At 54.6% G+C, this 26,812-nt stretch carries 18 protein-coding genes; 7 read left to right on the top strand and 11 right to left on the bottom strand.

Translation table 11 applies throughout. The features are described from left to right. Nucleotides 1-12 precede the first annotated feature (12 nt). Nucleotides 13-3,237, top strand: a complete 3,225-nt coding sequence (locus SYN7336_RS04105; protein ID WP_017324655.1) for an efflux RND transporter permease subunit — start codon at nucleotides 13-15, stop codon at nucleotides 3,235-3,237. A 50-nt stretch (nucleotides 3,238-3,287) separates the two neighbouring features. Here SYN7336_RS04105 and SYN7336_RS04100 read toward each other — a convergent pair whose 3' ends face one another. Both SYN7336_RS04100 and SYN7336_RS04095 read right to left on the bottom strand, forming a co-directional pair. Continuing rightward, a complete protein-coding gene (locus SYN7336_RS04100; protein WP_017324654.1) occupies nucleotides 3,288-3,920 on the bottom strand; it encodes a pentapeptide repeat-containing protein in 633 nt (210 codons plus the stop codon). Then, nucleotides 3,917-5,329 carry an HD domain-containing phosphohydrolase gene (locus SYN7336_RS04095; RefSeq protein WP_017324653.1) on the bottom strand — a complete coding sequence of 471 codons (1,413 nt, stop codon included), beginning with the start codon at nucleotides 5,327-5,329 and terminating at the stop codon, nucleotides 3,917-3,919. Before SYN7336_RS04095 ends, SYN7336_RS04100 begins: the two co-directional genes overlap by 4 nt. A gap of 237 nt (nucleotides 5,330-5,566) precedes the next feature. Here SYN7336_RS04095 and SYN7336_RS24390 point away from each other — a divergent pair, with 237 nt between their 5' ends. Next, the gene (locus SYN7336_RS24390) at nucleotides 5,567-6,325 is read left to right on the top strand and encodes a peptidylprolyl isomerase (protein WP_017324652.1); all 759 of its coding nucleotides are present in this window, start codon (nucleotides 5,567-5,569) and stop codon (nucleotides 6,323-6,325) included. Here SYN7336_RS24390 and SYN7336_RS24385 read toward each other — a convergent pair. The 4 genes from SYN7336_RS24385 to SYN7336_RS32145 all read right to left on the bottom strand — a co-directional run bounded on the left by SYN7336_RS24385 (nucleotide 6,306) and on the right by SYN7336_RS32145 (nucleotide 11,590). Further along, entirely contained in the window at nucleotides 6,306-7,853 is a 1,548-nt protein-coding gene (locus SYN7336_RS24385) for a hypothetical protein (RefSeq protein WP_017324651.1), read from the bottom strand. The two genes, SYN7336_RS24390 and SYN7336_RS24385, sit on opposite strands and share 20 nt — an antisense overlap. 103 nt (nucleotides 7,854-7,956) lie before the next feature. Beyond that, on the bottom strand, nucleotides 7,957-9,660 hold the full coding sequence (locus tag SYN7336_RS04080; RefSeq protein WP_017324650.1) for a glycerol-3-phosphate dehydrogenase/oxidase: 1,704 nt from the start codon (nucleotides 9,658-9,660) through the stop codon (nucleotides 7,957-7,959). 180 nt (nucleotides 9,661-9,840) lie between these two features. Then, entirely contained in the window at nucleotides 9,841-11,355 is a 1,515-nt protein-coding gene (ggpS, locus tag SYN7336_RS04075; RefSeq protein WP_017324649.1) for a glucosylglycerol-phosphate synthase, read from the bottom strand. A 1-nt stretch (nucleotide 11,356) separates the two neighbouring features. After that, the gene (locus SYN7336_RS32145; protein WP_156820019.1) at nucleotides 11,357-11,590 is read right to left on the bottom strand and encodes a hypothetical protein; all 234 of its coding nucleotides are present in this window, start codon (nucleotides 11,588-11,590) and stop codon (nucleotides 11,357-11,359) included. A gap of 949 nt (nucleotides 11,591-12,539) precedes the next feature. On the opposite strand from SYN7336_RS32145, the gene gghA reads away from it, so the two are divergent. The 4 genes from gghA (at nucleotide 12,540) to SYN7336_RS04055 (ending at nucleotide 17,835) form a co-directional block, all read left to right on the top strand. Then, nucleotides 12,540-15,197 carry a glucosylglycerol hydrolase gene (gene gghA, locus SYN7336_RS04070; protein ID WP_017324648.1) on the top strand — a complete coding sequence of 886 codons (2,658 nt, stop codon included), beginning with the start codon at nucleotides 12,540-12,542 and terminating at the stop codon, nucleotides 15,195-15,197. 25 nt (nucleotides 15,198-15,222) lie between these two features. Continuing rightward, nucleotides 15,223-16,725: a glycerol kinase GlpK gene (gene glpK / locus SYN7336_RS04065; protein WP_017324647.1), complete on the top strand. Its 1,503-nt coding sequence runs from the start codon at nucleotides 15,223-15,225 to the stop codon at nucleotides 16,723-16,725. Nucleotides 16,726-17,254: 529 nt separating this feature from the next. Then, nucleotides 17,255-17,590, top strand: coding sequence for a DUF6883 domain-containing protein (locus SYN7336_RS04060; protein WP_017324646.1), 336 nt, complete (start codon nucleotides 17,255-17,257; stop codon nucleotides 17,588-17,590). Further along, nucleotides 17,587-17,835, top strand: coding sequence for a hypothetical protein (locus SYN7336_RS04055; protein WP_017324645.1), 249 nt, complete (start codon nucleotides 17,587-17,589; stop codon nucleotides 17,833-17,835). Before SYN7336_RS04060 ends, SYN7336_RS04055 begins: the two co-directional genes overlap by 4 nt. Nucleotides 17,836-17,929: 94 nt before the next feature. On the opposite strand, the gene stpA is transcribed toward SYN7336_RS04055, so the two are convergent. Beyond that, entirely contained in the window at nucleotides 17,930-19,219 is a 1,290-nt protein-coding gene (gene stpA / locus SYN7336_RS04050; protein WP_017324644.1) for a glucosylglycerol 3-phosphatase, read from the bottom strand. 234 nt (nucleotides 19,220-19,453) lie between these two features. Between stpA and SYN7336_RS04045 the strand changes: the two genes are divergently transcribed. Further along, nucleotides 19,454-20,968 carry a YcjF family protein gene (locus SYN7336_RS04045; protein ID WP_017324643.1) on the top strand — a complete coding sequence of 505 codons (1,515 nt, stop codon included), beginning with the start codon at nucleotides 19,454-19,456 and terminating at the stop codon, nucleotides 20,966-20,968. 27 nt (nucleotides 20,969-20,995) lie between these two features. Here SYN7336_RS04045 and SYN7336_RS04040 read toward each other — a convergent pair whose 3' ends face one another. The 4 genes from SYN7336_RS04040 to SYN7336_RS04025 all read right to left on the bottom strand — a co-directional run bounded on the left by SYN7336_RS04040 (nucleotide 20,996) and on the right by SYN7336_RS04025 (nucleotide 26,661). Then, a complete protein-coding gene (locus tag SYN7336_RS04040; RefSeq protein WP_017324642.1) occupies nucleotides 20,996-23,059 on the bottom strand; it encodes a cation:proton antiporter in 2,064 nt (687 codons plus the stop codon). A gap of 198 nt (nucleotides 23,060-23,257) precedes the next feature. Next, complete coding sequence (locus tag SYN7336_RS04035; protein WP_017324641.1) at nucleotides 23,258-23,719, bottom strand: YaiI/YqxD family protein; 462 nt, start codon at nucleotides 23,717-23,719, stop codon at nucleotides 23,258-23,260. Between the two features lie 66 nt (nucleotides 23,720-23,785). After that, nucleotides 23,786-24,820: a DMT family transporter gene (locus tag SYN7336_RS04030; protein WP_017324640.1), complete on the bottom strand. Its 1,035-nt coding sequence runs from the start codon at nucleotides 24,818-24,820 to the stop codon at nucleotides 23,786-23,788. 41 nt (nucleotides 24,821-24,861) lie between these two features. Beyond that, entirely contained in the window at nucleotides 24,862-26,661 is a 1,800-nt protein-coding gene (locus SYN7336_RS04025) for a sugar phosphorylase (protein ID WP_017324639.1), read from the bottom strand. Between the last annotated feature and the right edge of the window lie 151 nt (nucleotides 26,662-26,812).

Below are 26,812 nucleotides of genomic sequence, written 5' to 3'. Positions count from 1 at the left end.
GAGAGATATGCCATGAGACTCATCGAAACCGCCGTTCGCTGGCGGCACGGAACGTTTGTTTTGTTTTGCTTGCTGGCTCTGTTTGGGGTTCTCTCCCTGCTGAATCTCCCCTTGGAACTGCAACCCGGCGGCGATCGCCCCGAGATCTCCATCACAACGCCCTATCCAGGGGCCAGCCCCGCAGAAGTGGAGAACCTGGTCACCCGCCCCATTGAAGACCTGCTAGAAGAAGTTCAAGGGGTGCAGGAAATGACCAGCACCAGTCAGACAGGACGGAGCAGCATCAATCTAGAGTTTCGTTGGGGCACCGACATTGACGAACGCTTTGTTGACGTGCTCAACAAGCTGCAACAGGTGGAATCGTTGCCGGTAGAAGCAGATGAGTCCGATGTCGAGATTGTCAGCGGCAGCAGTCGCCCCATGATGTGGACTATTTTGGTTCCCAAGGAAGGATTTGCGGCAGATGATTATCGCTACCGAGACTTGGTCGATGATGTGGTGATTCCCCGCTATCGCCAGGTTGAAGGGGTCGGTCAGTTATTTGTCTCGGGGGGCCGAGAGCGAGAAGTAGAGGTCATCGTCGATCCCCAGGCGCTAGCCGATCGGAATCTGACCATCGCCGATGTGGTTCAAACCTTGCGTCAGAACAATCGAGATATCCGAGGGGGACCCCTCGTGCTGGGGCGGCGGGAATATCGGGTGCGGACCGTCAGCCGCGCCACCGATGTCAAGCAGTTGGAGGGGTTGGTGCTGCGCCGAGATGCTGCCGGGACAGTTTATCTCTCAGATGTGGCTACGGCACAGATGGGGCGAGAAATACAAGATCGCGCTCTCGTGCGGGATGGAGAACCTGCCGTGGCTGTTGGCATCATTCGCCAGGTGGGGGGGAACGTCCCTGAAATCTCTAGGGGCATTCGAGAGGCGATCGCCGAATTGGAAGAGCGCTTCGACCGGGAGGGCGAGGGAGTGCGCTTTGACATTCCCTATGACGAGAATGACTACATCCACCTCGCTATCTCCTTTGTCCAGGGGAACTTAATGATAGGGGCCATGCTGGCATCCCTGGTGTTGCTCTTGTTCTTGGGTTCCATCCGCACCGTTGCAGTCATTGCCCTGACCATTCCCGCCACCACGATCTCGGTATTTATTGTCTTCGCGGCTCTGGGGCGCTCCCTCAACACGATTAGCCTCGCCGGATTGGCTTTTGCCGTGGGAATGGTTGTGGACAACGCGATCGTGGTCCTAGAAAATATCTTTTCCCACATGCAGCGGGGCAAATCGCCTGTTCGCGCCGCCATTGATGGCACTCAGGAAGTTGGATCGGCCATGCTGGCGTCCACTCTGACGACAGTGGCAGTTTTTGCACCGATCGTGCTCGTCAAGGGGGAAGCCGGACAACTGTTCTTTGACATTGGCATTGCCTTATCGGCGGCGGTTCTGTTTTCCTTGTTTGCTGCCCTTACGCTGGTACCCATGCTTTCCGGGCTATTTTTGCACCGGGCCGAAGCGCAGCAAATGCTTCAAGGAAATGTCTATCGGGGGGGCAATCCGCTGGAGAGGGGGATTTCTCGAGCTTCGATCGCCTTCTGCTGGCTGCAAGGACAACTGGAGCGCTTTTTGCTGGCAACGGTTCGCTGGTCTTTGGGACCCCGCCGTGCTGGCCGACGCTTGGCCGTACTGGCCATCCCTCTGACTCTGCTTTTGGCGAGTTTCCCCCTGCTCCCCGCCGCTGATTATTTGCCCGAGGGGAATCGGAATCTAGTTCTCTGGCTTGCAGAGCCCTTGCCCGGTACCAGTATTCCTGAAGCCTTGCGGCTGGCAGAAGAACCCAGTCGGCTCGTCAGCGAACAGCCAGGCATTATTCGCACCATCTTTGTCCTTCGTCCTGGGTTGCGAGCGATTGGTGCTTTCCTAGATCCCGAGCAGTCCACTAGCAAAAATCTCAATGCCCTGGTCGATCGCCTGCGGGAGGCCAGTTCCAACTTTCCCGGCTATCGGTTCATGGTCCCGATTCGCGTTTCCATCTTTCAGGATCCCGGTAAAGAATTTGAAGTGCAACTCATCGGCCAAGATTTGGATCGCCTGGATCGACTTCAGCAACAAGTGGGCCAGGAGCTGCGCGCGCTGCCCGGGGTGCAGAATGTGCGCTCTGACTTCGTTTTGGGAGCGCCCGAACTACAAGTGATTCCAAATCGAACGCGCCTTGCGGAAGTCGGACTCTCCGAGGCAGAACTCGGCGCTGTCGTGGAATCGGCCTTGGGGGGATTGCAAGCCTCGGAGTTTGTGGATGGCAGACGAGAGTTGGATGTCACCGTCGAGCTGAAGGATACCGCTGTCAGTACCCCCGAGGAGTTGCGTCAGCTAGCGATCTATACAGGCGAGGGGCGTCAGGTACAGTTGGCTGACGTTGCGGAAGTGCTGGAAACCACGGGACCCGACACTATCAATCATGTCGGGATCGAAAGGGCTGTGACTCTAACGGTGCGGGTTGCGCGGGAGGCTCCCCTTGGCGCTTTACTAGAGACCGCAGAAGAACGAATCCTCGAACCCCTACGAGGAACGCTCCCCTCCGGTTTTCGAGCCGAACTAGCCGGTTCTGCTGACGTTCTGGCCGAAACGCTCTCGCAGTTGGCCTCGGCATTTGCACTTTCGCTCGCAGTCACGTATTTGTTACTTGTAGCCCTCTATCGCTCCTTCAGCTATCCCTTAATCATCATGGTGACAGTGCCCGTGGGAATGACGGGCGCGGTCGTGAGTTTAGCGATCGCCAATGCTATGCCGGGTGAGGTCGTTCCTCTAGACATGATTACCGGCTTGGGATTTGTGATTCTGACCGGTGTCGTGGTTAACAATGCCATTCTCTTGGTCGATCGCGCACTCCAGTTGCAGCGGGAAGAAGGGTACAGTTTGGACGCCTCACTAGAACGGGCAGTTCGCGATCGCCTCCGGCCAATCTTTATGTCTGCCGGAACGAGTGTGCTCGGAATGCTGCCTCTGGCACTCTTACCGGGGCAGGGGGCAGAACTCTATCGAGGACTGGGAATTGCTCTTACGGGGGGGCTAGCCCTTTCCACACTGTTGACTCCTACGGTTGTGCCTGCGCTAATGCGACTTTGGCAAGATATCACTCCCCTTCCAGCTCAACAGCAACATCCTGTGGATGGAGTCGCTTCGCAAGGCTCCGATCGATTTGCGAATGAACCGGTCTCGATCGCCAAGCACAGAACCGAGCTTTAAAGCCTCCACTGCAGAGTTGTTCGCAGAACTCCTCAAGTGAAGTGTCACTCTCAGTCGCCAGTTTTTGTATCGTGCTGGATTGCCGTTAGAGAGGTGCCTTCTAGACAAGCCCCTTGCAGAAGAGCGCCAGTCCAGACCGCTTGCTCCACCCGAGCGCACAGAAGATTTGCCCGACTTAGATTTGCACCGCGCAGCACCGCACCAGACAGGTTTGCTTCTTCTAAATCCACTTGCGATAGATTTGCCCCAGACAAATTGGCATTGCTGAAGTCCACTTGCCGCAAAATCGCTCCCTCTAAATTGACACCTCGCAAATCTGCGCCTCGAAAGTCGGCAGCAGTGAGATCGAGGTTGCCAAAGTTGGCCCCAGCCAAAAATGCTCCAGCAAAGCTGATTTGATGGCACTCAATGTCTGACAAGAGCGCCCCTCTCAAATCGGCATTGCGACAATCTGCTCCGGCAAGGTTAGCCCCGCTTAAATCTACACCGCGCAGATTCGCCCGCAAAACCGCCCGCACCAGATTCGCACCGGCTAGGTTGGCCCCGGTTAAGGTCGCTTGGGAAAAATCGCAATCCGACAACTGCGCTCCAGTTAAATCGACCCCTGCCAAGTTGGCACTGGCCAGCACTTTCACTTTGCCGCTCCGAATTGCTGTCAGATCGAAAGACATCACATCGCTCATGGTGCAACTCCCGGTCGAGCGGAACTGGTCTCTGCAGTTTCTTCCAACCAGACGGTAGGAATTTGACTGGGACGGTCTGGTAACTGCATGAGGCCCAATTCAACTAAACGGATGACCGAACCGAGCGACTCTACCAAAGCCGGATCGAAGCGAGTGCCTCTAGCTGCTTCGCAGTGTTCGAGTGCCTCTGCCGGACTGAAGGCCGCCCGATCGCCTCTGGGCTGAGTCAATTCCTGAAAATATGCCACTAATCCCAAGATGCGCGATTCAAGCGGAATCTCCTCCCCTTGTTGGCCATTGGGCCGACCGCTGCCGTCCCATCGTTCTAGCTGATGCAAGACGATTTGGGTGACGGATGCCAACTCTGGCATGGATGAAAGGAGCTGAGCGCCGATGGAGGAGCGATCGCGCCAAAACGTCGGACTGATTTCGTCGAGCTGGCGATCGGTTTGGCTGAAAACTTCGGCAGGGGCTTTTGCCAGCCCGATGCGGAAGAGCAATCCAGCGAGCCGCAAACGCCTCAATCGCAGGGTGGGTAGATCCAAAATCTGTCCTAACACTTCGGCTAGGGCAGACACCTGCAGAGACGCAACGGGATTGTCGCGATCTTTTTCGTCGACTTGTTGGGCCATGCGCAAAAATGCTTGTAGCTTATTGGCTGTGAAATTGCGATTGAGCCGTTGAGCTTGTCCTTCCAATTCCCACAGTTCGCGGGTTTGACGACTGACTGCGACTAATTGTTCTTGACTGCTCTGCAAATAGGTGACGATTCGGGCTACGACATCACTGAGGTCGGCGGGTGTGGCACTTAACGATGTGCCGATCTCCTGCCGGTGTTGGGTCAGATCGCTTGCCAGTGAAGCATTGTAGGGTCGCATGCGATCGATCGTAATTTCTGCTGTTTTATCGACCAACTGGCGATCGAAGGTCCACAAGCCGTAAAACTTGCGCTCCATATCCCGCTCGGGCTGACTGTCCTCTCGATAGTCTTCTGGAGACAGTTCGTGGCACAGAACCATAGCAGCATAGTCGGGGGCCAGAATAACCAGGTTCCACTCTTCGATCAAACTGTCAGTACTGTCGAGATGAATCAGAGAAACACTATCCAGTTGGCTGGTTTTATGGCTGGCAAACCCACTGTCGGGAACAGCGGCGATCGCCACGTGCCGAGAGCATTGGGCAATCTCAAAATACCGGTCCGCTTCTTGCAGATACCACTTGCCCCGCTGAAACGCGACTAAAACGAGTGGAGCTCGCTCGGGCACATCGGCAGCATTCTGCAGGATTTGGTCTTCTAAGGCATGACACAGAGCCACCAGTGTGCTTTTGTAATAGACGCCATAGCTGGAGGGGAGCTGGCCATCTGGTTGCGCTGCTTTGAGCTGGTTGAGAGTTGACTCCGGTTGCATTGCGAATCGAGCTACTTCGTACGATTATCTATACGATCTCATACTTTCAAACAAGTTATCAAAAAACATCCCTCACACTATCAGTCACAAATTTTTGATGCAGTCAAACTGCATTATGCAAAATTTCATCGGCCTTGTTGAGATCCTATATCTCATAACAAATATTTACGTTCTGATGGTAGGTTGTCTAGCTGAGTGAAGCTGGGGACAATGGTGGAGTTGTGTTAGAGGCTAGGGATGTCAGTATTGCGATCGCTGCCATGTCAGATTCGCCAAGGCTTTAAGCTGCTTTGCGGGGCTGTCCTGCTCTTCTCGTTCTTAACGGCCTGCGGTCCGCCTACTTCAGATGTCGATCTGGCTAATGAGGCGATCGCGGCCCAATATGCCGATCGCCCCCACCTGGAGGGAACCGCCGAGATCGACATGGTGGTGGATACGGCTGCTGCGGGACGGGGTACGATTGCAATTGTGTTGAATGGGGATGCGGCTCCTCTGACGGCAGGCAATTTTATCGATTTGGTGGAGCGCGGATTTTATCACGGATTGACCTTCCATCGGGTGGTCGCGCGGCCCGATCCTTTTGTGGTGCAGGGGGGCGATCCAAAAGGTGACGGCACAGGTGGGTTTGTCGATCCCGAGACGCTACGCACCCGCCAGATCCCGTTGGAGATTTCAGTCAAACTTTCCAGCAAAGACGGCATTCCCCAATACAAAACCTATTACAACAAGTTCTTTGACAGGGCAGACATTTCTAAACTTCCAGCCCTTTCCCACATTCGCGGAGCTATAGCTATGGCGCGATCGAGAGCACCCAATAGCGCCTCGTCACAGTTTTACTTCACCCTCTCCGATCAACCTCAACTGGATGGCCGCTATGCAGTATTTGGCTATGTCGAGGAAGACAGCATGGCTTGGGTCGATCGCATCCAAATTGGCGATACCATCGTATCGACCACAGCCACAATCGAAGGAAAATTCACGAATGGCAGCCAATAGTTTCAAATGACTTACGCACACTTTGTTCGATATAGTCCATGACTCGTAAGTATGCCGGATCGTCCGGCTGAACTTCTCTTTCTTCGATCGCGCAATCGTTATTTAAAATAGCCTTTCTGGCATTGTCCGCAATGATAGTGTTAGCAATTAGCTCCAGAGCTTCGGGTCGCCCTATATTGTTTAAAGCTTCGGCATATTTGCGGCTATGCGTATGTCGCACTGACTCCTGACAATAATTCGATAATTCTCGACTTTCAGTCATGACTTCAAAAGCAAAATCTTTTTCTTCTTCGCGGCCATATATTCCCTTGTACAAAAGATTGACCATTGAAGCATCGTGATTGGGGATGGCATATTTTTCTTCGATTTGAGGCCAATATCTTAAAGCCTTTAACCCCTCTAAAGCACCTTTATTGAGTCCTCGCTGCTCGCACCATTGTTCGAATTCTTCAACATTGACAGGACAGCGATTATTTGCTGTCATTCCTCGGGCTAGTGCCTGACCAGCTTGAAAATTCCTCGTGGGTTGACCTCGAACGGGCAGCATCATACTGCCTCGTACATCAGCTACTATGGCTGTTAGCTGAGAAAAAGTATGATCGCGGGCTCTCTCGGTGAAACCACCTTTATCTAGAGTTGCTTCAATTCGCGGAACGGCATATCCCAATTCAGTCAAAGCGATCGTTTGACGATTGTAAAGTTTGTGGCGGTCTTTCCGAGACATGGAAACAGTTGCCGCTTGATCGAGGCACTGATTGAGAAGCAACGTCAGCAACGTTGGCAACATACCAGGATTTTGCTGGTGGAACTCATATCCAAAGCCCGCAAAAATGGACGACATGTTTTTTGCAGCTTTAATATATTGTGCTTCAACATTATGAATTCCAGGGGACACCTGAATGTTTGGAGAAAGCCTATTGAGCATGTGCGCGCCTAACAAAGCTGTAAGTGCATTAGGATGGCAAAAATTAGCCGTAAAGCTATCAACTGGATCGCGCAAGGCCCCATGCCTGTGGAAACCAGAGAAAAATGCTAAATTAGTATTTTTCTCACACAATACATATGAATCATCTTTGGCTTCATCGTGGTTGAAGGAGCCTGCCAAGCAGGTTAAAACGACATTGGGTCGTTGTAATTTTTCTTTGATGGCTTGAGCTTCAGCTAGATCTTGTTCGATATATTTACTGTTCGCACTCAACAGCACCAGATCGCACCTAAGAATCAAATATTCCAAACTGTTTGGAACAGATTGACCTTCTTCTTTGTGATGGGCCATGCGGATCATTTTGGCCACATGCTTAGGATCCATGCCGTGAATTTCTTCTTCTGAAAATGCCCCAAGCAGCTCTCTTCCCGGACGGGGAGCAAGCAATAAAGATTTCTCACTTTTCTGCATTGCCGAATTGTAAGCCAGGGAGGCTGGATATAGCCCAATGCTATAGAAACCAATTTTTGCTCTGCTTAATTGACGGATGCGTTGTTTGAGGCTTCTTTTGTCTAAGGAATCGCTAAAGAAGTTATTCTGCATAATTTGTACAGTCCGATAAAGCTCTGCTCGAGTTGTCAGTGTCCGAGATAGCGACAGTGAGTGCTTCGGAAGCTGGGACTCTAGACCCACTGTCTGACGCTCGCTAGCCAGCGGGCTGCAGAGAACGAGAAGCCTCGGGGAGAATGTCTTCGGCGTAGTCGGGAATGCAATTTTCCTCCATATAGGTGTAGTGCTGGGCAATTTGTGCGTCGCAGGTTTGGGGATCCCAACTGCAGTGGCGCACTAAGACATCGGCGATCGCCTTCACCGCTTCACAACCGTAACGGTCTAGTACCGACAAAGCGGTACGGCGGTTGGCAATATCGGTCAGGGTGCGGGCATATTCGCACTGAACGGCATAGACTGCTTGCGCTTTAATGTCGAGCAAGCCTTTGACAATGGGTTCGAATAATTCGGGGGTACTATCCCCCAAGGCCAGAACTGCAGGGGCCTGACTGCCATACAGATCGAACAAGTGGTAGATGGCGAGGGGAGAGAGGCGATCGCCGTAGCGCTGCAAACTCTCCGCGATCGCTGGATCGCTGGCGTCGATGGCACCGGGCAGTGGGGTTTCTGCCGTGTTGCAGGGGGGAGTTGCTTTGCCCAATTTAGTGTAGACCTCATCCACCATTTCCTGGCTGCTGCTGCGGTGGGTGGTGAGTTTGCCGCCAATCAGGGAGAGCAGATTGCCGATCCCCCCCTCTTTGGCATGGTCGAGAATGATGTGCTTGCGGGTGATAGCTCCCGCTTTTTTGCTTTCGCGATAGGGCAGGGGACGCACCCCCGAGTAGGTGAAGCGCACGCTTTCTCGCGTCAGTTGGGCAGCGGGCAGCATGGCGTTGGTGGCTGCAATCAAGTAATCGATTTCGTCGTTATCTGCTTTGACGCGATCGAGATCTCCTTCGTAGCGAAAATCAGTGGTGCCGATTAAGAAGCCCCCCAACCAAGGAACGATGAAATAGGGGCGTCCGTCTTGGGCCGCTTCTGCGTACAGGGCAGTGCTGGGGGCTCCAGGGAAGGGATCGACAAAAATGTGGCTGCCTTTGGTGCCACTCAGCAAGCGGCGATCGCACAAAGGCTGCGGTTGACCCGATCGAGTTCCGAGCTGACAGACGCGATCTAACCAAGGACCGGCGGTGTTGACTACCACCGTATTGGGGCCAACTGAGATGCCGAACTCTACCCCCGTCAGCACGTCGCGGCACATCACTCGATCGATGCAGCCGTTCTGCTGCTGCACGTCCGTCACTTCGGTGTAGTTCAAAACGGTGGCCCCCACTTCAGCCGCCGACTGAATCACTTCCAAGCACAAGCGCTCGGCATACTCCGCCTGAGCGTCATAATATTGAGCTGCTCCCAGCAAATCGGTGGGGGCAAGCGAGGGGAAGAGGTGCTTGCACTGGGCAGTTCCTAAGATGCGGTGGTTGGGGAGCGACTTGTCGTAACTGAGTATGTCGTAGAGCAACATCCCCGCTTGAATGGTCCAGCTTTTGTGGGACTGGTTGCGGTAGAAGGGCAACGTGAGCTGGATGGGTTTGACTAAGTGGGGGGCGTTGCGGAGCAAGATTTCCCGTTCCCGAAGTGATTCCCGCACGAGGGGAAACTCCAGGTACTCCAAATACCGCAAACCGCCGTGGATCAGTCGGGTGGACCAACTGGTGGTGCCGCCACCGAAATCTCCTTTCTCGATGAGGATGGCTTGCAATCCCCGCATGGCTGCATCTCGCACGACTCCCGCCCCATTGATGCCACCTCCAATGACAATCAGATCGTAGTGGGCAGATTGAATGGCTTGCAAGTCGTGCATGTTTCTATTTGAATTCAGCAAACCCTTGCCAGAGATGGGCGATCGCCCTAAGCTGGCTCGGATGGTAAGCGTCTCCGAGCGGAGTCTTCGCAAAGTGTCTCCAAGGGAGAAAGGGGCTCGCGGTCGGGCAATCTGGCTTTGACTTCGCTCGGCCAGAGGAGTTGCAGGACGATTACTCGGTTAGGTAATTGTGGCTAAGAACTTCTCTGCCCCCGAGTTGTCGATCGCCATCGCCTCTCTGAATAGGTGATTGGCCCACTGGTTGACATCATAGCGGGTAACGGCCTTGTACAGCTTTTGCATGCGCCGCTGTTGCTCTTCCAGAGGCATATCCAGCGCCTCGTCGAGACTGTTATTCAAGGACATAAAGGAATGGGGGTTCGCCAGAATTGCATCTGGTAATTCCACTGCAGAACCGGTAAATTCCGACAAGATCAAAGCGCCGCCAGTGCCCTGTTTGGCGGCAATATATTCTTTGGCCACCAGGTTGAGACCGTCCCGCAATGGCGGAATAAAGGCGACATCGGCAGCTCGGTAATAGGCAACGATCTCTTCGAAGGGAAAGGGCTTGGTGAACAGGCGAATGGGAACCCAGTTGAGGGTGGCGAAGCGACCGTTAATCTTGCCGGCGAGTTGCTCGATCTCTTGGCGGTATTCTCGGTAGACTCGCATGCCTTCGGCAGCTGCTACAGAGACATTGAGCAAAATCACTTTGCTATGCAGTTCGGGGCGTCGTTCCAGCAGGCGCTCGTAAGACAGCAGCAGTTCGCGGGTGCCCTTGACGTAGTCCACGCGACCGGCGGAAAGGATGAGCTTGCAATCGCCAATTTCCTCGCGAATTTTGGCAATTCGCTGGCTGGTTTCCGGCTTTTCCAGGATGCTGTCGATCAGTTTGGGATTGGTGCCGACGGGGAAAGCGTCGAGACGAATGGTGCGATCGCCGTATTGCACCTTGGTGGTCATTTCCCGCTGGGCCAGTGCCGGACCGAGCTTGGTGAATGCATCATCCACTTCGCCGCGTTCGAGGACCTCTAAATGGCGCACGCTACCGGCTGCCGAGACAAAGTTTTCCACGTAGCGGGGAATGTGGAAGCCTAACAGGTCGCAGCAGAGCAAACTATCTACAATCGCCTGACGCCAGGGCAAAATGCCAAAAATATCGGCGGAGGGGAAGGGGGTGTGGTGGAAGAAGGCAATCCGTACGTTGGGTTTCTTCTCCCGGATGAAGGCAGGGGCCAACCAGAGGTTGTAGTCGTGAACCCAAATTAGGGCATCGTCAGCAGCTTCTTTGCAGGCGGCATCTGCAAATAACTGGTTGATGTACTTGAAATTCTCCCAGTTAGCCGTGTCGTAAGTGAACTGGCTGGGGAAGGAGTGCAAAATGGGCCAGAAGGCTTCTTTTGAGGTGATGTGGTAAAAGTCGCGCACCTCTTGGGAGCTGAGGGGAATGCGACGGACGATGCAATTTTCGCCCTCGCCCACCGAGACGGTTTCCTGAAACGTCTCCCGCTGGCGGGTAGTGACTTGCTTCCAGGCGATCCAAGTGCTCTGGTCCGCATTCAAGAAAAAGCTTTTCAGCGTGGGCACAATGCCGTTGGGCTTTTTCTTTTCTTGATAGAAAACTTTCCCGTCTTTGCGCACCTCGTCGTAAGGTTCGCGATGATACAGGATGACTAAAGAAGATTTCTCACGCATGCTACAAATCCCTCAACGTTACTCTGAATGACTGCAAACTATCCCTCGTCGGCCCCAAAGCGATCGCGCTGGAATGGAGGCCGAGACCAGTCTGGGGTGTTACCAATACGGACCGACGCGATCGCCCGCAATGCTGCTTACTCGTGCTCGAAACTGTTGCCGATGCTGCCAATTGCCGCAATGCTGCAGACTGTCTCGATAGATTGAAGCAGTAGGGGGAGCGTTTAGAACTCATCCTCTCGCGCTCGTTAGCGCTTCTATACAACAAACAATCCGTATGAGGGGTGGCAGCTTAACTCGCACCCGCAAGAGACCTTGCAATCCCCCCCACGCTCAGCTCCTTAGCAGTCGGACGAGCTCTAGAACATTGAGGGATACATGATGTTATACCTTTCACAGCCAATCCATCCTCGAACTGGTCGGAAGAGCTTGCAAACCCGATAAAGCTCAGCAAATATCGGTGTGGTTGGTACCAAAGGGATGGAATTGATACTAAAAACATGCGGTGGGCGTGAGTCTGCCTAGCCTCAAACTGAGGATATCTCTCTTGCAATTTACATCATTTTTGTGAGAATAACCTGAAAAAGCAAAGTAGATGTCTCCCCAAACGGCGGCATTTGACCCCTGCAAAAAACCTGAAACGCTTTATAGATAAGCAGATCCAGGTGATTCCACGGTGGCTTTTGCAAGCCTTACAACCATGTCATGTTAACACAATAAATATCATTGACATCGTGTTAACTTCTGTAATGCCCGATACGTTGATAGGCGATCGTAGTCTCGAGGCTCTAAGTTTGTTAGCTGCTTATTGCTGGGATAAGACTTGTGGAAGCGAAAAAAGAATCAGTCTAAAGCGGGGTTTTGGGGAACTGGGTAGGGGAAAAGAGTTGAATTCCATGCCATACACGAGTCCCGAGAGATCGCGACCTGAAACGCCAAGAGTCTTTCCCGGCCGGGGATTTAGGTATTTTATTGCGATTCTCCCTGAAATCCCTAGAAGGTCATCTACTCAATGAAGAACGCTTTAAAATGTACGATATTAAAAAATTGCTTCTGGTTCTGCAGCTTTTGCATTACATTCACAGAAGTCGATACGGTGAAGGAATCGCGATTGGGAATGTTTATCGAAGCTAAGCTATGACTTTGCGATTTCAAATATTCACAACCATAGGGATGGAACCGTTTTGAACCAGGTAAGCACGGCACATGCAGACGACCCCCTGCAAAGAATGCAGGCTAATGCGGGGCAGTCCGAGCTTCGCGATGGGGCGATCTCGCCAGCCTCCAACATTGCAGTCCGCCTCGATCGCGAGGCCACTCAAGAGATGTTGGATTGGGCGAATGAAATTGAATCCTCCAACGAAACCCTGTTGCGCAAAGCCCAAATACTGGCAACGCGGCTCGGCATGCACTGTCGTCCCGACGGCAGCGTCTCCATCGGCTTCTGGGCCCCGGAACTAGCCCCCGGCACCATTCTGCTAAAAGACGTTTATTTGGAGGTATTCACCCCCCTAGAACCGGTGGATTTTCCCCAACCCAGCCAAACGGTGCGCTTTCAGCGAGACTACATTCAACTGGAGCAGCGGGGGGAATATGTCTGGGGGGTGTTGCGAGGGTTAACCATTGGCGATCGCCACCAGCTCGGCTCTCTCTATTGGCTGCGCTATTTGAGCGAAAGCTTAGACCCCAACGAAGTGGGTCTCTCCGTGCGAACGGTGATTCACGATGTTCTGGCCACCTCTTTACCGTTTGGGATATTTGCCCCAGCGGAGGTATACGATTTCAATCGCTTGCAACGGGGGCGGGCAGACCTAGAACATTTTGGCCCCGTGCAGATGGACCCCTCTGCCGCCGTGCGGGTGCCCACCCCCACCAATATTCTGCAGTTGCATGTGGGTACGGCCTCAAAACAAGGCTCGATCGCGGGCTTGACCCAGGTCTATCGCAATCTTGCTGCCAAAATTTCTGCTGGCGAGCCCCTTACCCCCGCTGAAGAAAACTATGTGGAATACGATGCCTTACAACTGATGCCGGTGGAACCCACTGTGGAATATCGCGGCGAAGGGCATCAATTTTGGCAGCCCCTGAACGACGACCCCGGCATGAGCCAGGTGGATGTCGTGCTCTACAAACCCAATACCCAAAACTGGGGATACGATATTGTGCTCTCCGGCATGGCTGCCACCAACCCCGCTCTCTTGGAAACGCAGCGACCCGACGAACTGGTGGACTTTATTGAAACGCTGCACACCTTTCCCTCGGGTCCCATTCAACTGATTTATGACATTGTTTACGGTCACGCCGACAACCAGGTGCTCGATCTCTTGAACGGGCGCTATCTCAAAGGCCCGAATATGTACGGTCAGGATGTCAACCATCAAAACCCCACTGTGCGGGCCATGTTATTGGAGATGCAGCGGCGCAAGATGAATACCGGTGTGGATGGCCTGCGGATTGACGGCGCCCAAGATTTCAAATTTTTCAATCCTCTCTCTGGGAGAGTGGAATACGACGACGTCTACTTACAGGCGATGGCGGACCTCAAGCAGAATATTGGCGGTCGCTGTCGCAAGCTATTCTGCATTTTTGAAGATGGCCGTCCTTGGCCGGAAGAAGGTTGGGAAGAATCGTCCACCTATTTAGATCTGATTCGGATCATGCCCGACTGCTATCAGTGGGGACCGCTCATTTTTGCCCACAATACGCCTGCCCTGATTGGTTTTTGGGAGGATAAGTGGGGTCGAGTGCAAGAGACTATCTACCACGGATCTCATTGGATTACGGGTTGCGGCAACCACGACACCGTCCGTCGCGGCACCCAGATCGATCCCGACGGATTGATTAATTGGAACTTGGGTGACAGTCTCCAGGAGGTGTTGAAAAACGCCTACGACAATCCCGCTACAACGTTGCTGACTTATGGGTTTATGCCTGGTCTGCCGATGGACTTTATCAACGCCACCGCTCGATCGCCCTGGGGATTTGTTCGCAACACAGATGATTATTACGGCGTCAAGGTGGTGGCAGAGGAGGGGGGCTTTCTAGAATGGCAGGTGCCACCGGAGATGTATGCCGCTGAAGGAAATTTCGAACGGCTGAAGCATTTCGGCTTTACGGACTATGACGAGCTCAAGGCATTTATCCGAGGACTGCACGAAGCCATCAGCGTGATGGAGTTCAATTTGGAGGGGGTGACCCGCATTTGCCAGAGCTGTTTGGCGGATGATGTAGACTTTTCCACTTGGGACGATGGCGAAATTCAGGACTATGCCTCCAGTTGTGCCACCTATGCCCGCGCCCTCAGCCAGCTCAATAAGCCGGGGAAATCGAAGGGGCTCTCCAGCCTGAATGTGGAGCGGCTGCAGCGGTTTGCGCGGGCCTTTATGGAAGATTGCTACGACATTTGCAATGTGTCTTTGCACCAGTTGGCCCTAGACCCGATCCAAACTGCTTACAATCGAGCCGTGCGCCAGTTTCGCCGCCATCACCGTTGGCTGCGACGCAATCTGCGCACCAAAGAGGATATATTCGAGTGTTTGGGGAATGCAGAATCGACGGTATTCTACGGTATGCGGACTGAACCTCGGGAACTCGTTCAAACCGATCGCCTGCCGGAGCAAGTGGCAATTGTGGCCCATATGGGGGGTAACCCCGTCGAGATTTCCCTCGATCGCCTACTGCAGATTTCGCCTGCGGAATGGAAGGTGGCGATCGCCTCTCCCGGTCTGGGGTTAAGCGGTAACTGCGAGCAAGTGGGTCCCTTCGAACTCAAAGACTCTCAGGCGATTCTATTGATGCGGCAAGGGCGGGCAGAGGCACTGGGAGAAGGGGGCGTCACATAAAAGTCGTTTAAAAAGAGGTTTTTGCGTGAGTTATATTCTGGCCCTCGATCTCGGCACCACAGGCAATCGCGCCATCTTATTTGACGCTAGCGGCCAAGCGATCGCTCAAGCATACAAAGAATTCACCCAGTACTATCCCCAACCGGGCTGGCTGGAGCACGACGCTAGCGAAATTTGGCGGGATACCCAAGCGGTGATTCGGGAGGTGTTTGCCGGTTCCGGCATTGCGCCTACTGCCGTCAAGTCGGTGGGGCTGACGGTGCAGCGGGAAACCTGCTTGCTCTGGGATAAAGCCACTGGAGTGCCTTTGCACAGAGCGATTGTGTGGCAGGATCGCCGCACGGCGGCCAACTGCGATCGCCTGCGGGACGAGGGACATGCCCAAACGATTGCAGAACGCACGGGATTGGTGCTGGACGCTTATTTCTCGGCCACCAAGTTGAGTTGGCTGTTGAACGAAGTCAAGCAAGCTCAGCCGGATCTGGACCTGAATAATGTCTTGGCGGGGACTATTGACACTTGGATCTTGTGGAATCTAACGGGCAGGCAAGTTCACGCCACCGACCACAGCAACGCCAGCCGCACGATGCTGTTCAACCTCGACTCGGGCGATTGGGACGATACGCTGCTCGATCTGTTCGGCATTCCTCGCCAACTACTGCCGGAGATTAAGCCGAGCCTGGGGGAATTTGGCCGGTTCGAACCCTCTATTTGCGATGCAGAACTGCCCATTACCGCCATTTTGGGGGATCAACAGGCGGCCCTGTTTGCCCACGGCTGCGATCGCCCCGGATTGATGAAATGCACCTACGGCACCGGCTGCTTCCTGGTCTCCCATACGGGGGCAGAGATGGCGCGATCGCAGAATCAATTGCTCACAACGGTGGCCTGGACAGAACAAACGAACGGGAGCGGATTCAAGGCGGGTTATGCCCTAGAAGGCAGCATGTTTACGGGGGGTGCCTGCATTCAATGGCTGCGGGATGGTTTGAAAATCATTCAGTCTTCTGCGGAGACGGAGGAGATTGCCCGCTCGGTCCCCGACAGCGACGGCGTCTTTTTTGTCCCTGCCCTCAGCGGTTTGGGGGCTCCCCATTGGGATATGAGCGCGCGCGGCGCATTTTTGGGCATTACCGGCGGCGTACAGCGAGAGCATATGGTGCGGGCGGTGTTGGAGGCGATCGCCTATCAGGTGTGCGAGATTGTGGAGTGCGTCAATCTCGACCTCGGTACCCCTATCCGGCGGCTGAAGGTGGACGGGGGGGCCTGTCAAAATAATTTCTTGATGCAGTTTCAGGCGGATGTTGCCGGGATTGAAGTGGAACGTCCGGCGATCGCCGATGCGACGGCACAGGGGGCGGCGTTTGCGGCGGGTTTGGCGGTGGGGTTTTACCCCAGCTATGCCGAGATGGTGGCGCAGCGGCAGATCGATCGCGTGTTTGTGCCGGGGGAGGGGGCGCAGCAGGCGCAGCAGAATTTTGGCTTGTGGAAGGAGGCGGTGAAGCGGGCGAAGCATTGGGCGGTTTGAGGGCTTTGCATGGCCCTCTCCCCCGGCCCTCACCCCAGGGAGGATACTGCTGACCAATTTAACATTTAGAAATATTGGCATGGTGCAAGTCCTCTGCATGGCCCTCACCCCCCGGCCCCTCTCCCAAACTTGGGAGAGGGGAGAAACAGCCGAAAATCCTTACGGGGCCTTGTTCCCCTGCCCCCAAAGTTGGGGGTAGGGGTTAGGGGAAGGGGGCCATAGGCATCTAGACAAATGGCCAATGTTTCGGAATATGAATTTCGCCAGCAGCATCAGGGAGAGGGGAGGGATAGCCGATGGAAAGGTTGGGGGCTATTCTGCTGAGGCTTTGGGGTTGCTGAAAATGGCTTTGGTGCGTGGGGGAATTGGGTTGGGTTGTGTGCGATCGCTTTAGGGTGCTTGTAGCAAGGGTACGGCCCTGATGGGGTCGTTAACGAAGTTTAACGAAGTGCTAAACTTACCGATGCAGTTTGCCCAGTACTGACGGAGCTAACCCGAGCAATCGAAATAGCCAAGCCAGAGCGATTTTGTGAAGATTCCAGACATTGCCGTCATATCCAACGAGAAGATAACCCAGTACTTACTCGTTCGGAAAACCAGGAACGATAAATCAAAATTCCTGGCAAGGGCAGGGTTTACACCCGATAATCCCGCAGCACTGAAGTTAGCTATCCGGTCCATTGCCCGATCTGGTGAAGCAGTTGAAGCAAGAAGAAACGAGTATGGCGTCTTTTATCAGGTTGCCGGAGAGTTGGCTGGCATCAATGGTGTAACCCTTCCTGTGGTTACAATTTGGCTACAACAGCAGGCCGATGGCACATTCAAGTTCGTGACTCTCAAACCTTTGAAGGAAGGGCGATCGTGACTCTAGAACTATACAGAGAAGTCGCTTTAAGCCGAGATCTGCCCGAGCACGATCTCAAAGCGGGGGATATTGCAGTATTGGTCGATTTTGTCCCACATCCTTCTGGAGGCGAAGAGGGCTGCGTTCTGGAGGTCTTTAATGCTGTGGGCGAGTCAATTAAGACGATCGCCGTTCCTGTCTCTGCTGTGGAGACTCTACGTCCAGACGAAATTTTGACGGTTCGTCCGTTTGCGGACGTTAGCTAGTGCTCTGGCTAGCGGCGATCGCCCCCAACGATCTACCAAGAGCGCGCGCCCCTCGCCCCCTAATTCACCGAACCCAGCTCGGAGGGAATACCCTTCAAAAATTCTCTGCTCGCTGCTGCGCCGCCGCTCGAAACACTGAAATATATTCTCGATGCCCCCCCGCAAACACCAGATCCAACGTCAGCGGTTCCGCCTCATCCAATGGGTCTCCCGGCCCCTCGATCGCCACTGGTTTCTCGGGATTATTGCGATCCACCCTGACGGGCTTGCGATTTTTCACCTCTCCACCGCTGCTGTCGATATAAGCCACCACATTGCCCACATTAAACGTGCGACCAATATCTTGAACGAGCTGCAGAAAATTGCGATCGCTACCCCCCCGCCGCACCTCTAGCCGTTCCTGCGCCTGCACCACAGAGCTATTGACCGTATCCCCCACCCCCACGATCGCCGGCATTGCCGCAGGGTCGAAATTTTCCAACACCAATTCCAACAAAGCACTGTGTTCTTTCGGTGCTTGGCGGGCACTAAAGTTTTCTCCCAACGGAAACTCCCCCGTGCGCTGGCGGTAATAGCGATTGAGCAGCGCCAAAACCCCAGCCTCTTTCACCGCCCCCCGCAACATCAATTGAAAATCCGTTGTGCCCGAATCGGTATCGCTCGCCCAGCGAATGCGCTCGTTGCCTATCTCATCTCGCCCTAAATTGGGAGCCAAGTGTAAGAAGAAAGAATCATTTAGCCCTCCCGTCGCCGCTTCTGCCAAGAGTGTTTGCATCAAATCCAACACCCGCCGTTGCAACTCGATGTAGAGGTCGGTGCGATCGCCCAATGCCGCGTGAAAGGTGTTTAGGTTCGCGGTGGGGGAGGCCATGTTATCCAACAGGGAGGACTGAATGCAGCGATCGGCTTCCTGCGAAGGTAATGCCTCGGGATGCTGCTCGATAAATTGCCGCAAACACCTCTGAATGCGCCCCGGCACAGCAGCCAAAAAGGACAGTTCTGCCGAGCTGACCCCAGGACAATCGAGGTTGCCAAAGCGGTCTTGCCACTGCACGCCACCGGCCGCCAAACCGGGCAAGTACAGCCCTTCCGATCGAACCCGATCGCGATCGCCGAAGGCCCGTTCCACAATGACATTCATCCCCCGCGTTCCCACATGCTCGCCGTTGGTGAGCACGTAAAAATGGCGATCGAATTGCTGGGTGGCCACCACATAAGTAGGGTCGATCTGGCGATCGAGGGGATCTTTGACCAATTCCATACAGACCCCATCGAGGTCTTGGACAATCAGCACATTGGGGGTACTGCCCAGTAGATGGGCCAGTTTGTGGGTGTTGAGGGAGAGCGGGGGATCGTTGAGGAGGGGATGCAGCTTGGCAGACATAGAATTGACATGAGTGAGGACACGGGGTCGCAGGCGAATTGCGCATTCAGCACAACCCTAAGCCATTTTACGCATCGGATTCATCCCACTAAATATCCAGATTTTCCCCACTCCGAACATCCAATAGCCCTTTCTCCAGCCCCCAGAATTGCGATCTAAGCATCGAACCGCCCCCTGCCACAATGTGTTAGAGGGAAACAAGGGGTATGCGCGCCCCCTCTGTGGAGTTCTGCCATGTCGCCATCGCTCAAACTGGCCATCTATCTCGCCCTCTTCGGCATCTTCGTGGGCCTCTTGGTCTGGCTGATCCGCACCTTTCTCGATCTGATTTATGCCGTTCGCTTCACCCCTTGGCTGACCTATATCTTAGTTGGGATCTTGGCTGCTATCCTGCTAGGCTGCCTCGCAGCCGCCGGATATTTCCTCATCGTGCTCACCCGATCGCCGCAATCCGCCCAGTCATCCCCCAGCCAAAAGAAACTCCCCGAATCGGCCAGCGAAAAGCAGGCCGCCACCCGAGATCGTCTCGCTGCCGTGCAGCAACAACTCCACCAAATCGAAGACGAAGTGGCCCGAGAGGCGATCGCCGCTAAAGCCGCCGCCATCGATCGCAACCTCGCCAACCAGCGACTCAAACTCGCGATCTTCGGCACGGGCTCGGCAGGTAAAACCTCCGTTCTCAATGCCTTGCTGGGCAAGACGGTGGGGACAGTCGGAGCCGAGTTGGGCACCACCACTGCTTCCGCCCTACACCGCTGGCAACTGCCGGGGATTGCCGACCCCATCGACATCCTCGATAGCCCCGGCATTTTAGAAATTGGCGCGGCAGGGCTCGATCGCGAAGGGGAAGCGAAAGCTCAGGCTGCGGCTGCCGACCTGCTGTTATTCATCGTCGATGGCGATCTGACCCAATCGGAATACGAACCCCTGATGGCCCTAGCAGAGTTGGGCAAGCGATCGCTACTCGTGCTCAACAAAGCCGATCGCTACACCGAATCCGAGCAGGCGCAGTTGCTGGCCCAGTTGCGCGAACGGGTGCAAGGAACAATTGCCTTCGAAGACGTCATTTTGGCGGCGGCACATCCTCAGCCAATTGTGGTGGCAGGGCAGAGCTATGCGGTGGAACCCAAGCTAAAAGAGCTCAAGCAGCGGATTCATCAGGTGTTGTTGGCGGAGGGGCGATCGCTGGTGCTGGACAATGCTTTGCTGCAATCGGAGCAGTTGAGTGCCGAGGCCCGCCGGATTCTGGGCCAGCAGATGGAAAAGGAAGCGGAGAAAGTGGTGGAGCGGTTTCAGTGGATTGTCACGGCGGCGGTGTTTGCCAATCCTTTGCCGGTGGTGGATCTGCTGGCGGCGGCTGCCATTAACGCCCAGATGGTGGTGGAAATTGGCGGGGTATACGGCTGCAAACTCAATCTCGCGCGGGGGAAAGAGTTGGCCTATTCGCTGGCAAAAACGTTGGCGGGCATGGGGTTGATTGAAGGCAGCATTCAGTTGATGACGGGAGTGATGGCGGCGATCGCCGAGGTTACGCCAATCGGTTTTTTAGTCACCGCTCCGATCCAGGCGGCGAGTGCGGGCTATTTGACGCGGATCGCGGGGCGCAGTTTTATCGAATATTTCAAGCGCGATGGCAGTTGGGGGGCTGAGGGGATTGAGACAATCGTGGAACAACAGGTGCAGCGGGCAGAGCGAGAGAAGTGGTTGGAGCCATTTGTGAAAGATACCGTGCGGCGGTTTTTGGGTTGATGGAGGGCTGCCGCCTGCATTTCGCGCTCAAGCCTGCGGCTCCCCCAACAAAACAACAGAACAGGACAAGCGCTCTAACACTTGCGTAGAAAGATCGCTGATGGCCAAACCGCCACTGGTTCTGCGGCGAATGGAACGCAACATCACCATGTCATAGCGCTTGGCAGTTTTTACGATCGCGCGGGCCACATTGTCGTAGCGAATCACTTTAGCAATGACCGGTACGGGTAATTGCGTGCGCTCGGCGATTGCCAGCATTTCGCTTTCAAACGCCTCCATTTCCTCGCGCGTGGCATATTTGGAGACGTGGAATAGCTTCACTTTAGCGTTGTGGGTGTCGGCAAATAACAGAGCGAACTCGATCGCGTGTTGGGAGTTGGAGGAGAGATCGCGCACGGGCACGAGAATGCGATCGATCTCGACGGGCTCTTGCACCAATCGCACCACTGCTACCGGACAGTGGGCCGCCCAAAACACGCTATCCACCACACTGCCCGCCAACCGCTCTGTCAAGCGGGTGCTGCTACTCCACCCCAGCAAGAGTAAATCCGCTTTGGCTTCCTTAGCCGAACGGCTAATTCCCCTAGCAATATCGTCACTGATACGAATCCACGGCTTAGCTTCGACCCCGAATTCGTGGCCCACCTCCACAGCTTGCCGTAACAGTGCTTGTGCTTGTTGCAAGCCTTCGTCCAGTTCGGGGGCATCCATACGGACGTGGCCTTTGGCGATCGCGAGCGGAAGCAATCGCCCAGTTTCGTGCTTGACCAATAGAGCACCCAACTCAATTAAGTTCCGCTCAGTTTTGGGGTTGGCCACCGGCACCATCACCGTAAAGGGTTTGCCTAGGGGGGCATTGAGGAAAGTATCCGCCTCGGCGGACGAGGTCGCACCGCCATCCTCTGGCAGTGTCGCAGCAGAGATATGTGGCGCAAACTTAGCGGTCAAGATCGGACCGGCAACGGCTGTCACTAACATCAGCACAATCACTGCGTTAAATATGGCCTGCGGTAGCAAGCCGGCATTAAAGCCTGCCAAGGCTGCCGCCAATGTCGCAGCCACCTGCGGTAGCGACAGGGACCACATTGTCGCGGTCTCGTTCCAGCCATATCTGTAGAGCAGCCGTGCTGTCACCGCCGCTAAAAATTTTCCGCCAAACAATGCCGCTAAAATGGCTGCGATTAAGCCCAAATCGGAGGCAAATGCCGCAATAAATTGGTCGAGATCGATAATCAGGCCCATCCCCACAAAAAAGAAGGGAATGAACAGGGTGCTGCCCACAAAAACCACCTTGTCTTCTACAGGACTGCGACCCACCACATCGTTAATGGCCAACCCGGCTAGAAAGGCACCCACAATTTTGTCGACATTAATCACCTGTGCGCCAGCCGAGACAATAAAGACTGCGAGCAGAACAAACAGGAATTGATTGCTTTCTTCGTCCCCCACCAACTGGAAATATTTGCGTCCGGCCCAATCCAAGCCAAACAGAACTAGAGCGGCATAGAGCGCCACGACCGCCAATTGAACGACCAGCGTGGTGGCAGTAAACTCTCCACTATGGATGGAGATGCAGATCGCCAGCACCAGCAGAGCGGCAATATCTGTAAAGATGGTGGCACCAATGGTGGCGGTGACTGCCGGACTGTTGGCAACCCCTAGCTGGCGCACGATAGGATATCCCAGCAAGGTGTGGGAGGCTAGGAGCGAGCCCAGCAATATCGATGCATTCCAGCCGAAGCCAAAGCCGTAGCCAACCAGGGTTCCTGCCGCCAACGGCAGCAAAAAGGTGGCGAGGCCAAACCCCAACGCTTGATATTTTTGCTTGCGAAAGTCGTCTAGATCGATTTCCAGACCGGCCACAAACATCAGATAGATCTTGCCGATATCCGAAAGCAGTTTGATGGTTTCGGAGGCGGGATCGAGTAATTGCAGCCCTGCTGGCCCCAACACGACGCCGGCGAAGAGCAAACCCACCAAACCAGGCAACCGCAGTCGCTCGAACAGAGGGGGCAGGGTGAGCACTACCAATAGCAGCAGCGTAAAGCCCAGCAGCGGGGTACTGGCAACTTCGTTCAGAAGGGTTTCCATAACTGCTCGATGGAAAGAGTTTGGGAGCGAGCTCGGGCCGAATGGCGAAAACGGCGATCGCTAGGTTGTCGCCAGATCAATGTATAACAGGTTTGTTTGCAGCAGGGCTTCGACAGGGTTCGCTCGAAACAGGGGCATCTTGCCTGACGACCGGCAGCCATCGCCGCAGGACCTGAGTCAATCTCGTGGGGTGTTTCATTATCGCCGGTCTGACCGATAATGTTTGGTGAGAAAGCGATCTAACTGATTGGCAAAAGCTTGCCGATCGCGCTGGCCGAAGGCCGCTGGTCCCCCCGTATCCACGCCACCACTGCGCAACTCGTCCATAAAATTGCGCAATGCCAACCGCTCCCGGATCGAATTCTTCGTATACAACTCCCCCCTCGGGTTGAGGGCGTAACCGCCCTTTGCGATCGCCTCTGCTGCTAGCGGAATATCTGCAGTCACAACCAAGTCTCCGGGCTGCAGTTCTGCCACGATGCGATCGTCTGCCCCATTCAATCCGGGTGGGACCTGAATGGCTGAAATCAAGGGCGAGGCGATCGGCGGCAGCGGCTGATTGGCCACCAACGTCACTGGAATCTGCACCCGCTTTGCTGCCCGCAACAAAATGTCTTTAATCGCATTCGGACAAGCATCTGCATCCACCCAAATTTGCATCGCTGTGGCTCCTGAGGCGATCGCGCTCCCGATCGGTCATTACGCTTGCAGCATAGCGCTGCCAGCTCAGTCGGCGACAGACTCTACAGCGATCGCCTCCAACTCCAGCTCCTCAGTTGGGCCTTGCGCGGCCGAACGGCTAGATTTCGCCAAATATAGCCCGGTTAACACCACCGCAAACCCAATCCAAGTGGTGGGGCTGAGACGCTCCACAAAAATCACCCAGGCCAAAATCGCACTCACAATCGGCTCTAACAGCAAAAACAAGCAAATAAAGCTGGAGGAGAATTTGTCCATACAATCGGCCAAAAGACGCTGGCCCATCCCTTCACTCACCAGCCCCAACCCGAGCACCGCAAAGATGGCAACCTCGGTGGTGGGAAGCACTTGTCCCTCGACAACTAACACCAGGGGCAACAGCAACAGGCTGCCAATCGCCCCTCTCCACAGCAAAATCGTCGTCGCTGAAAACCGACTGCGCAGTTGCTCCACTATCAGGAAATAGCCACCCAAAAACACCGCCGAAAGCAATGCGAAGATATCTCCAACCAGCAGCCCCTCGGCACCATTGACATCCTCCAAGCCCAAGCCAATCGCCCCCGACAAGGCGATTGCCATCCCTAGCAAAAAGCGGCGATCGAACTGTTTGCCAAAAATCGTCCAACTGCCCAAGCTGGTGAAAATAGGGGTGAGATTGTTCAACAACATGCTCTTGGCCACCGTGGTGTATTGCAGTGAAATTGCCCACAGCACCAACGAGAGAATGGAAATCACCCCGACGCTGGCTAACAATATCCATTGCTGGCCAGTCGGAGGCTCGGACGACTCAGACTCGTCCGCAGGCGCAAGCCTTCCAGCGATCGCCCGACCCAGCCCAAACACCAAAACAAAAATGAAGAGGCGGTTGAATACCGTCCCGTTAGCCCCCAACTCCGTTTCGCTCAGGCGAATGAAAATTGGCGCGAAGGAAATGGAGAGTAGGGCAATGCAAAGGGTAAGAAAGGCAGCGGAACCGGGCGGCTGATGCTGACCGTCGGCGAGATCCTGCTGAGCGATCGTTGCGTTGGGAGGTTCCCAAACGTCTTCCACGGTGCTGCCCATAGATCGCTCCATTGAGTCCTGTAGAATACACTGCAGACATTTTAGGTACACACGACTTGACAGTAACTGTGGGCCGATTCACTACCTGATTTGTTTGAAATCCAAGCGGATTGGTAAGGTCTCAGCACGAAATCTGCATAATTATCCTCGATCTGTTGGTCTCCCAACAGATCGAACCAGGGCTCGGTACCGATTAGATTCAGCTCCCGCAGCGCTAGCCTTTGGGTGCGGGAGGTCAAGTTGTGAATGGAAAAGATGCTCTGATCGCGAGACATGCTCTGCCGCCAGAACGCAAATAGAGAGGGTTTCAGGTGGAGGGTGTACTGGGTGGCATTGGGATGGAAGGCCGGTTGTCGGCGGCGAATGGCGATCGCGCGGGAGAGTTCTCGAAAGACGATCGCGTGGGGGGAGTTTGGCCTCTGGAGCTGGGCTTTCAGCTCGCTATAGTCCCATTGGTGGCGGTTGATCGAGCGCTTCCGCCCCGTGCGTTGCACCGCCTCGCGATCGTTGGAGGTGGCTAGCAAGCTATGAATGTAAAAGGCGGGGATGCCCTCTAGAGACATCATGATGATTTGCGAACAGAGAAAGCGTTGAATCTGCCAGCGATCTTCTCCTTTGGCCGTGCCTTTCATGGCATCGAAGAAAGAGATGTTGACTTCGTAGGGGCTTTCAGAACCATCCGGGCGAGTGCGCATACTGATTTCGCCTCCAAACTGCTGCATGCAGCTTAAAAAGGTGTTGTACTCGCTCTCATCCAGCAGCCCCTCGGTGGGACGCATGCCGATGCCATCGTGGGAAGCCGTGAAATTGAGATAAGCGCACCCAAAGGGGGCGGGGGGCATGCTCATCATCCAAGTTTTGAGATGTTTGGAACTCCCTTGCAGCAGCGCGTTAACCACGAGAGGAGGCAAGCTGAAGTTATAGATTAAATGGGCTTCGTTGCGATTGCCAAAATAGGTGAGGTTCTCGCGATTGGGGACGTTCGTTTCTGTGACTAGAACCGCCCCTGGCCGCAATAAATAGAGAATTTCGCGGATGAGCTTGACCAGGGCGTGAGTCTTGGGCAGGTGGATGCAGGGGGTGCCGATCGCCTTCCACAGATAACCGATCGCGTCGAGGCGGAGGATGCGGGTGCCTGCATTCAAATAATGGATGAGAATGCGGATACATTCGAGCAATACGTCGGGATTGCTAAAGTTGAGGTCGATCTGGTCGTGGCTGAAGGTCGCCCAGACGTGCTGCTGGCCCTGAGGCGTTTCCACGGGCCGCAGCAGGGGCGTGTTGCGAGGGCGCACCACTTCCGACAGATCGGTGTCGGGGGCAACGGCGATGAAGTAGTCGCACCCTGGAGCTTGTCCGCAAGTCAATTGCTGGAACCACTCACTTTGGCTGGAGACGTGATTGATGACGAGATCCACCATCAAATCGAACTGGCCCGCGATCTGGCGAATATCTTCCCAATCGCCTAACTCGGGACTGACTTGCCTGTAGTCGATGACGGCGAATCCGTCATCCGAGCTATAGGGGAAAAAGGGCAAGATGTGAACTCCTGTCACCGTCCCCAACAGGTAGTCGCTTAAAAATCGATACAAGGTGTGCAACGGTTTTCCCTGCCCGCGATCGCTGATGCTATTCCCATAGGTAATCAGCAGCACATCGTCCTGACTCCAACGTTCCACAGGTTCAACCGCTGTTGCTGCCAGGTGGGGTTCGAGGAGGTCGTAAATGCGATCGCACAGGGCGTCCACATCTACCCCTAACTCTGCATACACCAATTCCACGAGGGGCTGAACCCGCTGAGTAAAATATTCTACTGGCTGAACGGAGAGAACTCGATCCATAGAGCTGACGAGCTGAAAGCGATAAACACTACCCTAGCTTTCCAAAATGAACCGAGCTACTTCAGATCGAATGAATTTACAATCTCGTGAAGTCCGGCAGCCTTCGCGACCGGTTGCTACTTGCAAGCCGCGTTTCGATCGCTAACTGAAA

The organism is Synechococcus sp. PCC 7336 (assembly GCF_000332275.1).
Classification (GTDB): domain Bacteria; phylum Cyanobacteriota; class Cyanobacteriia; order Thermostichales; family PCC-7336; genus PCC-7336.
This window is presented reverse-complemented; position numbering and strand designations above follow the sequence as displayed.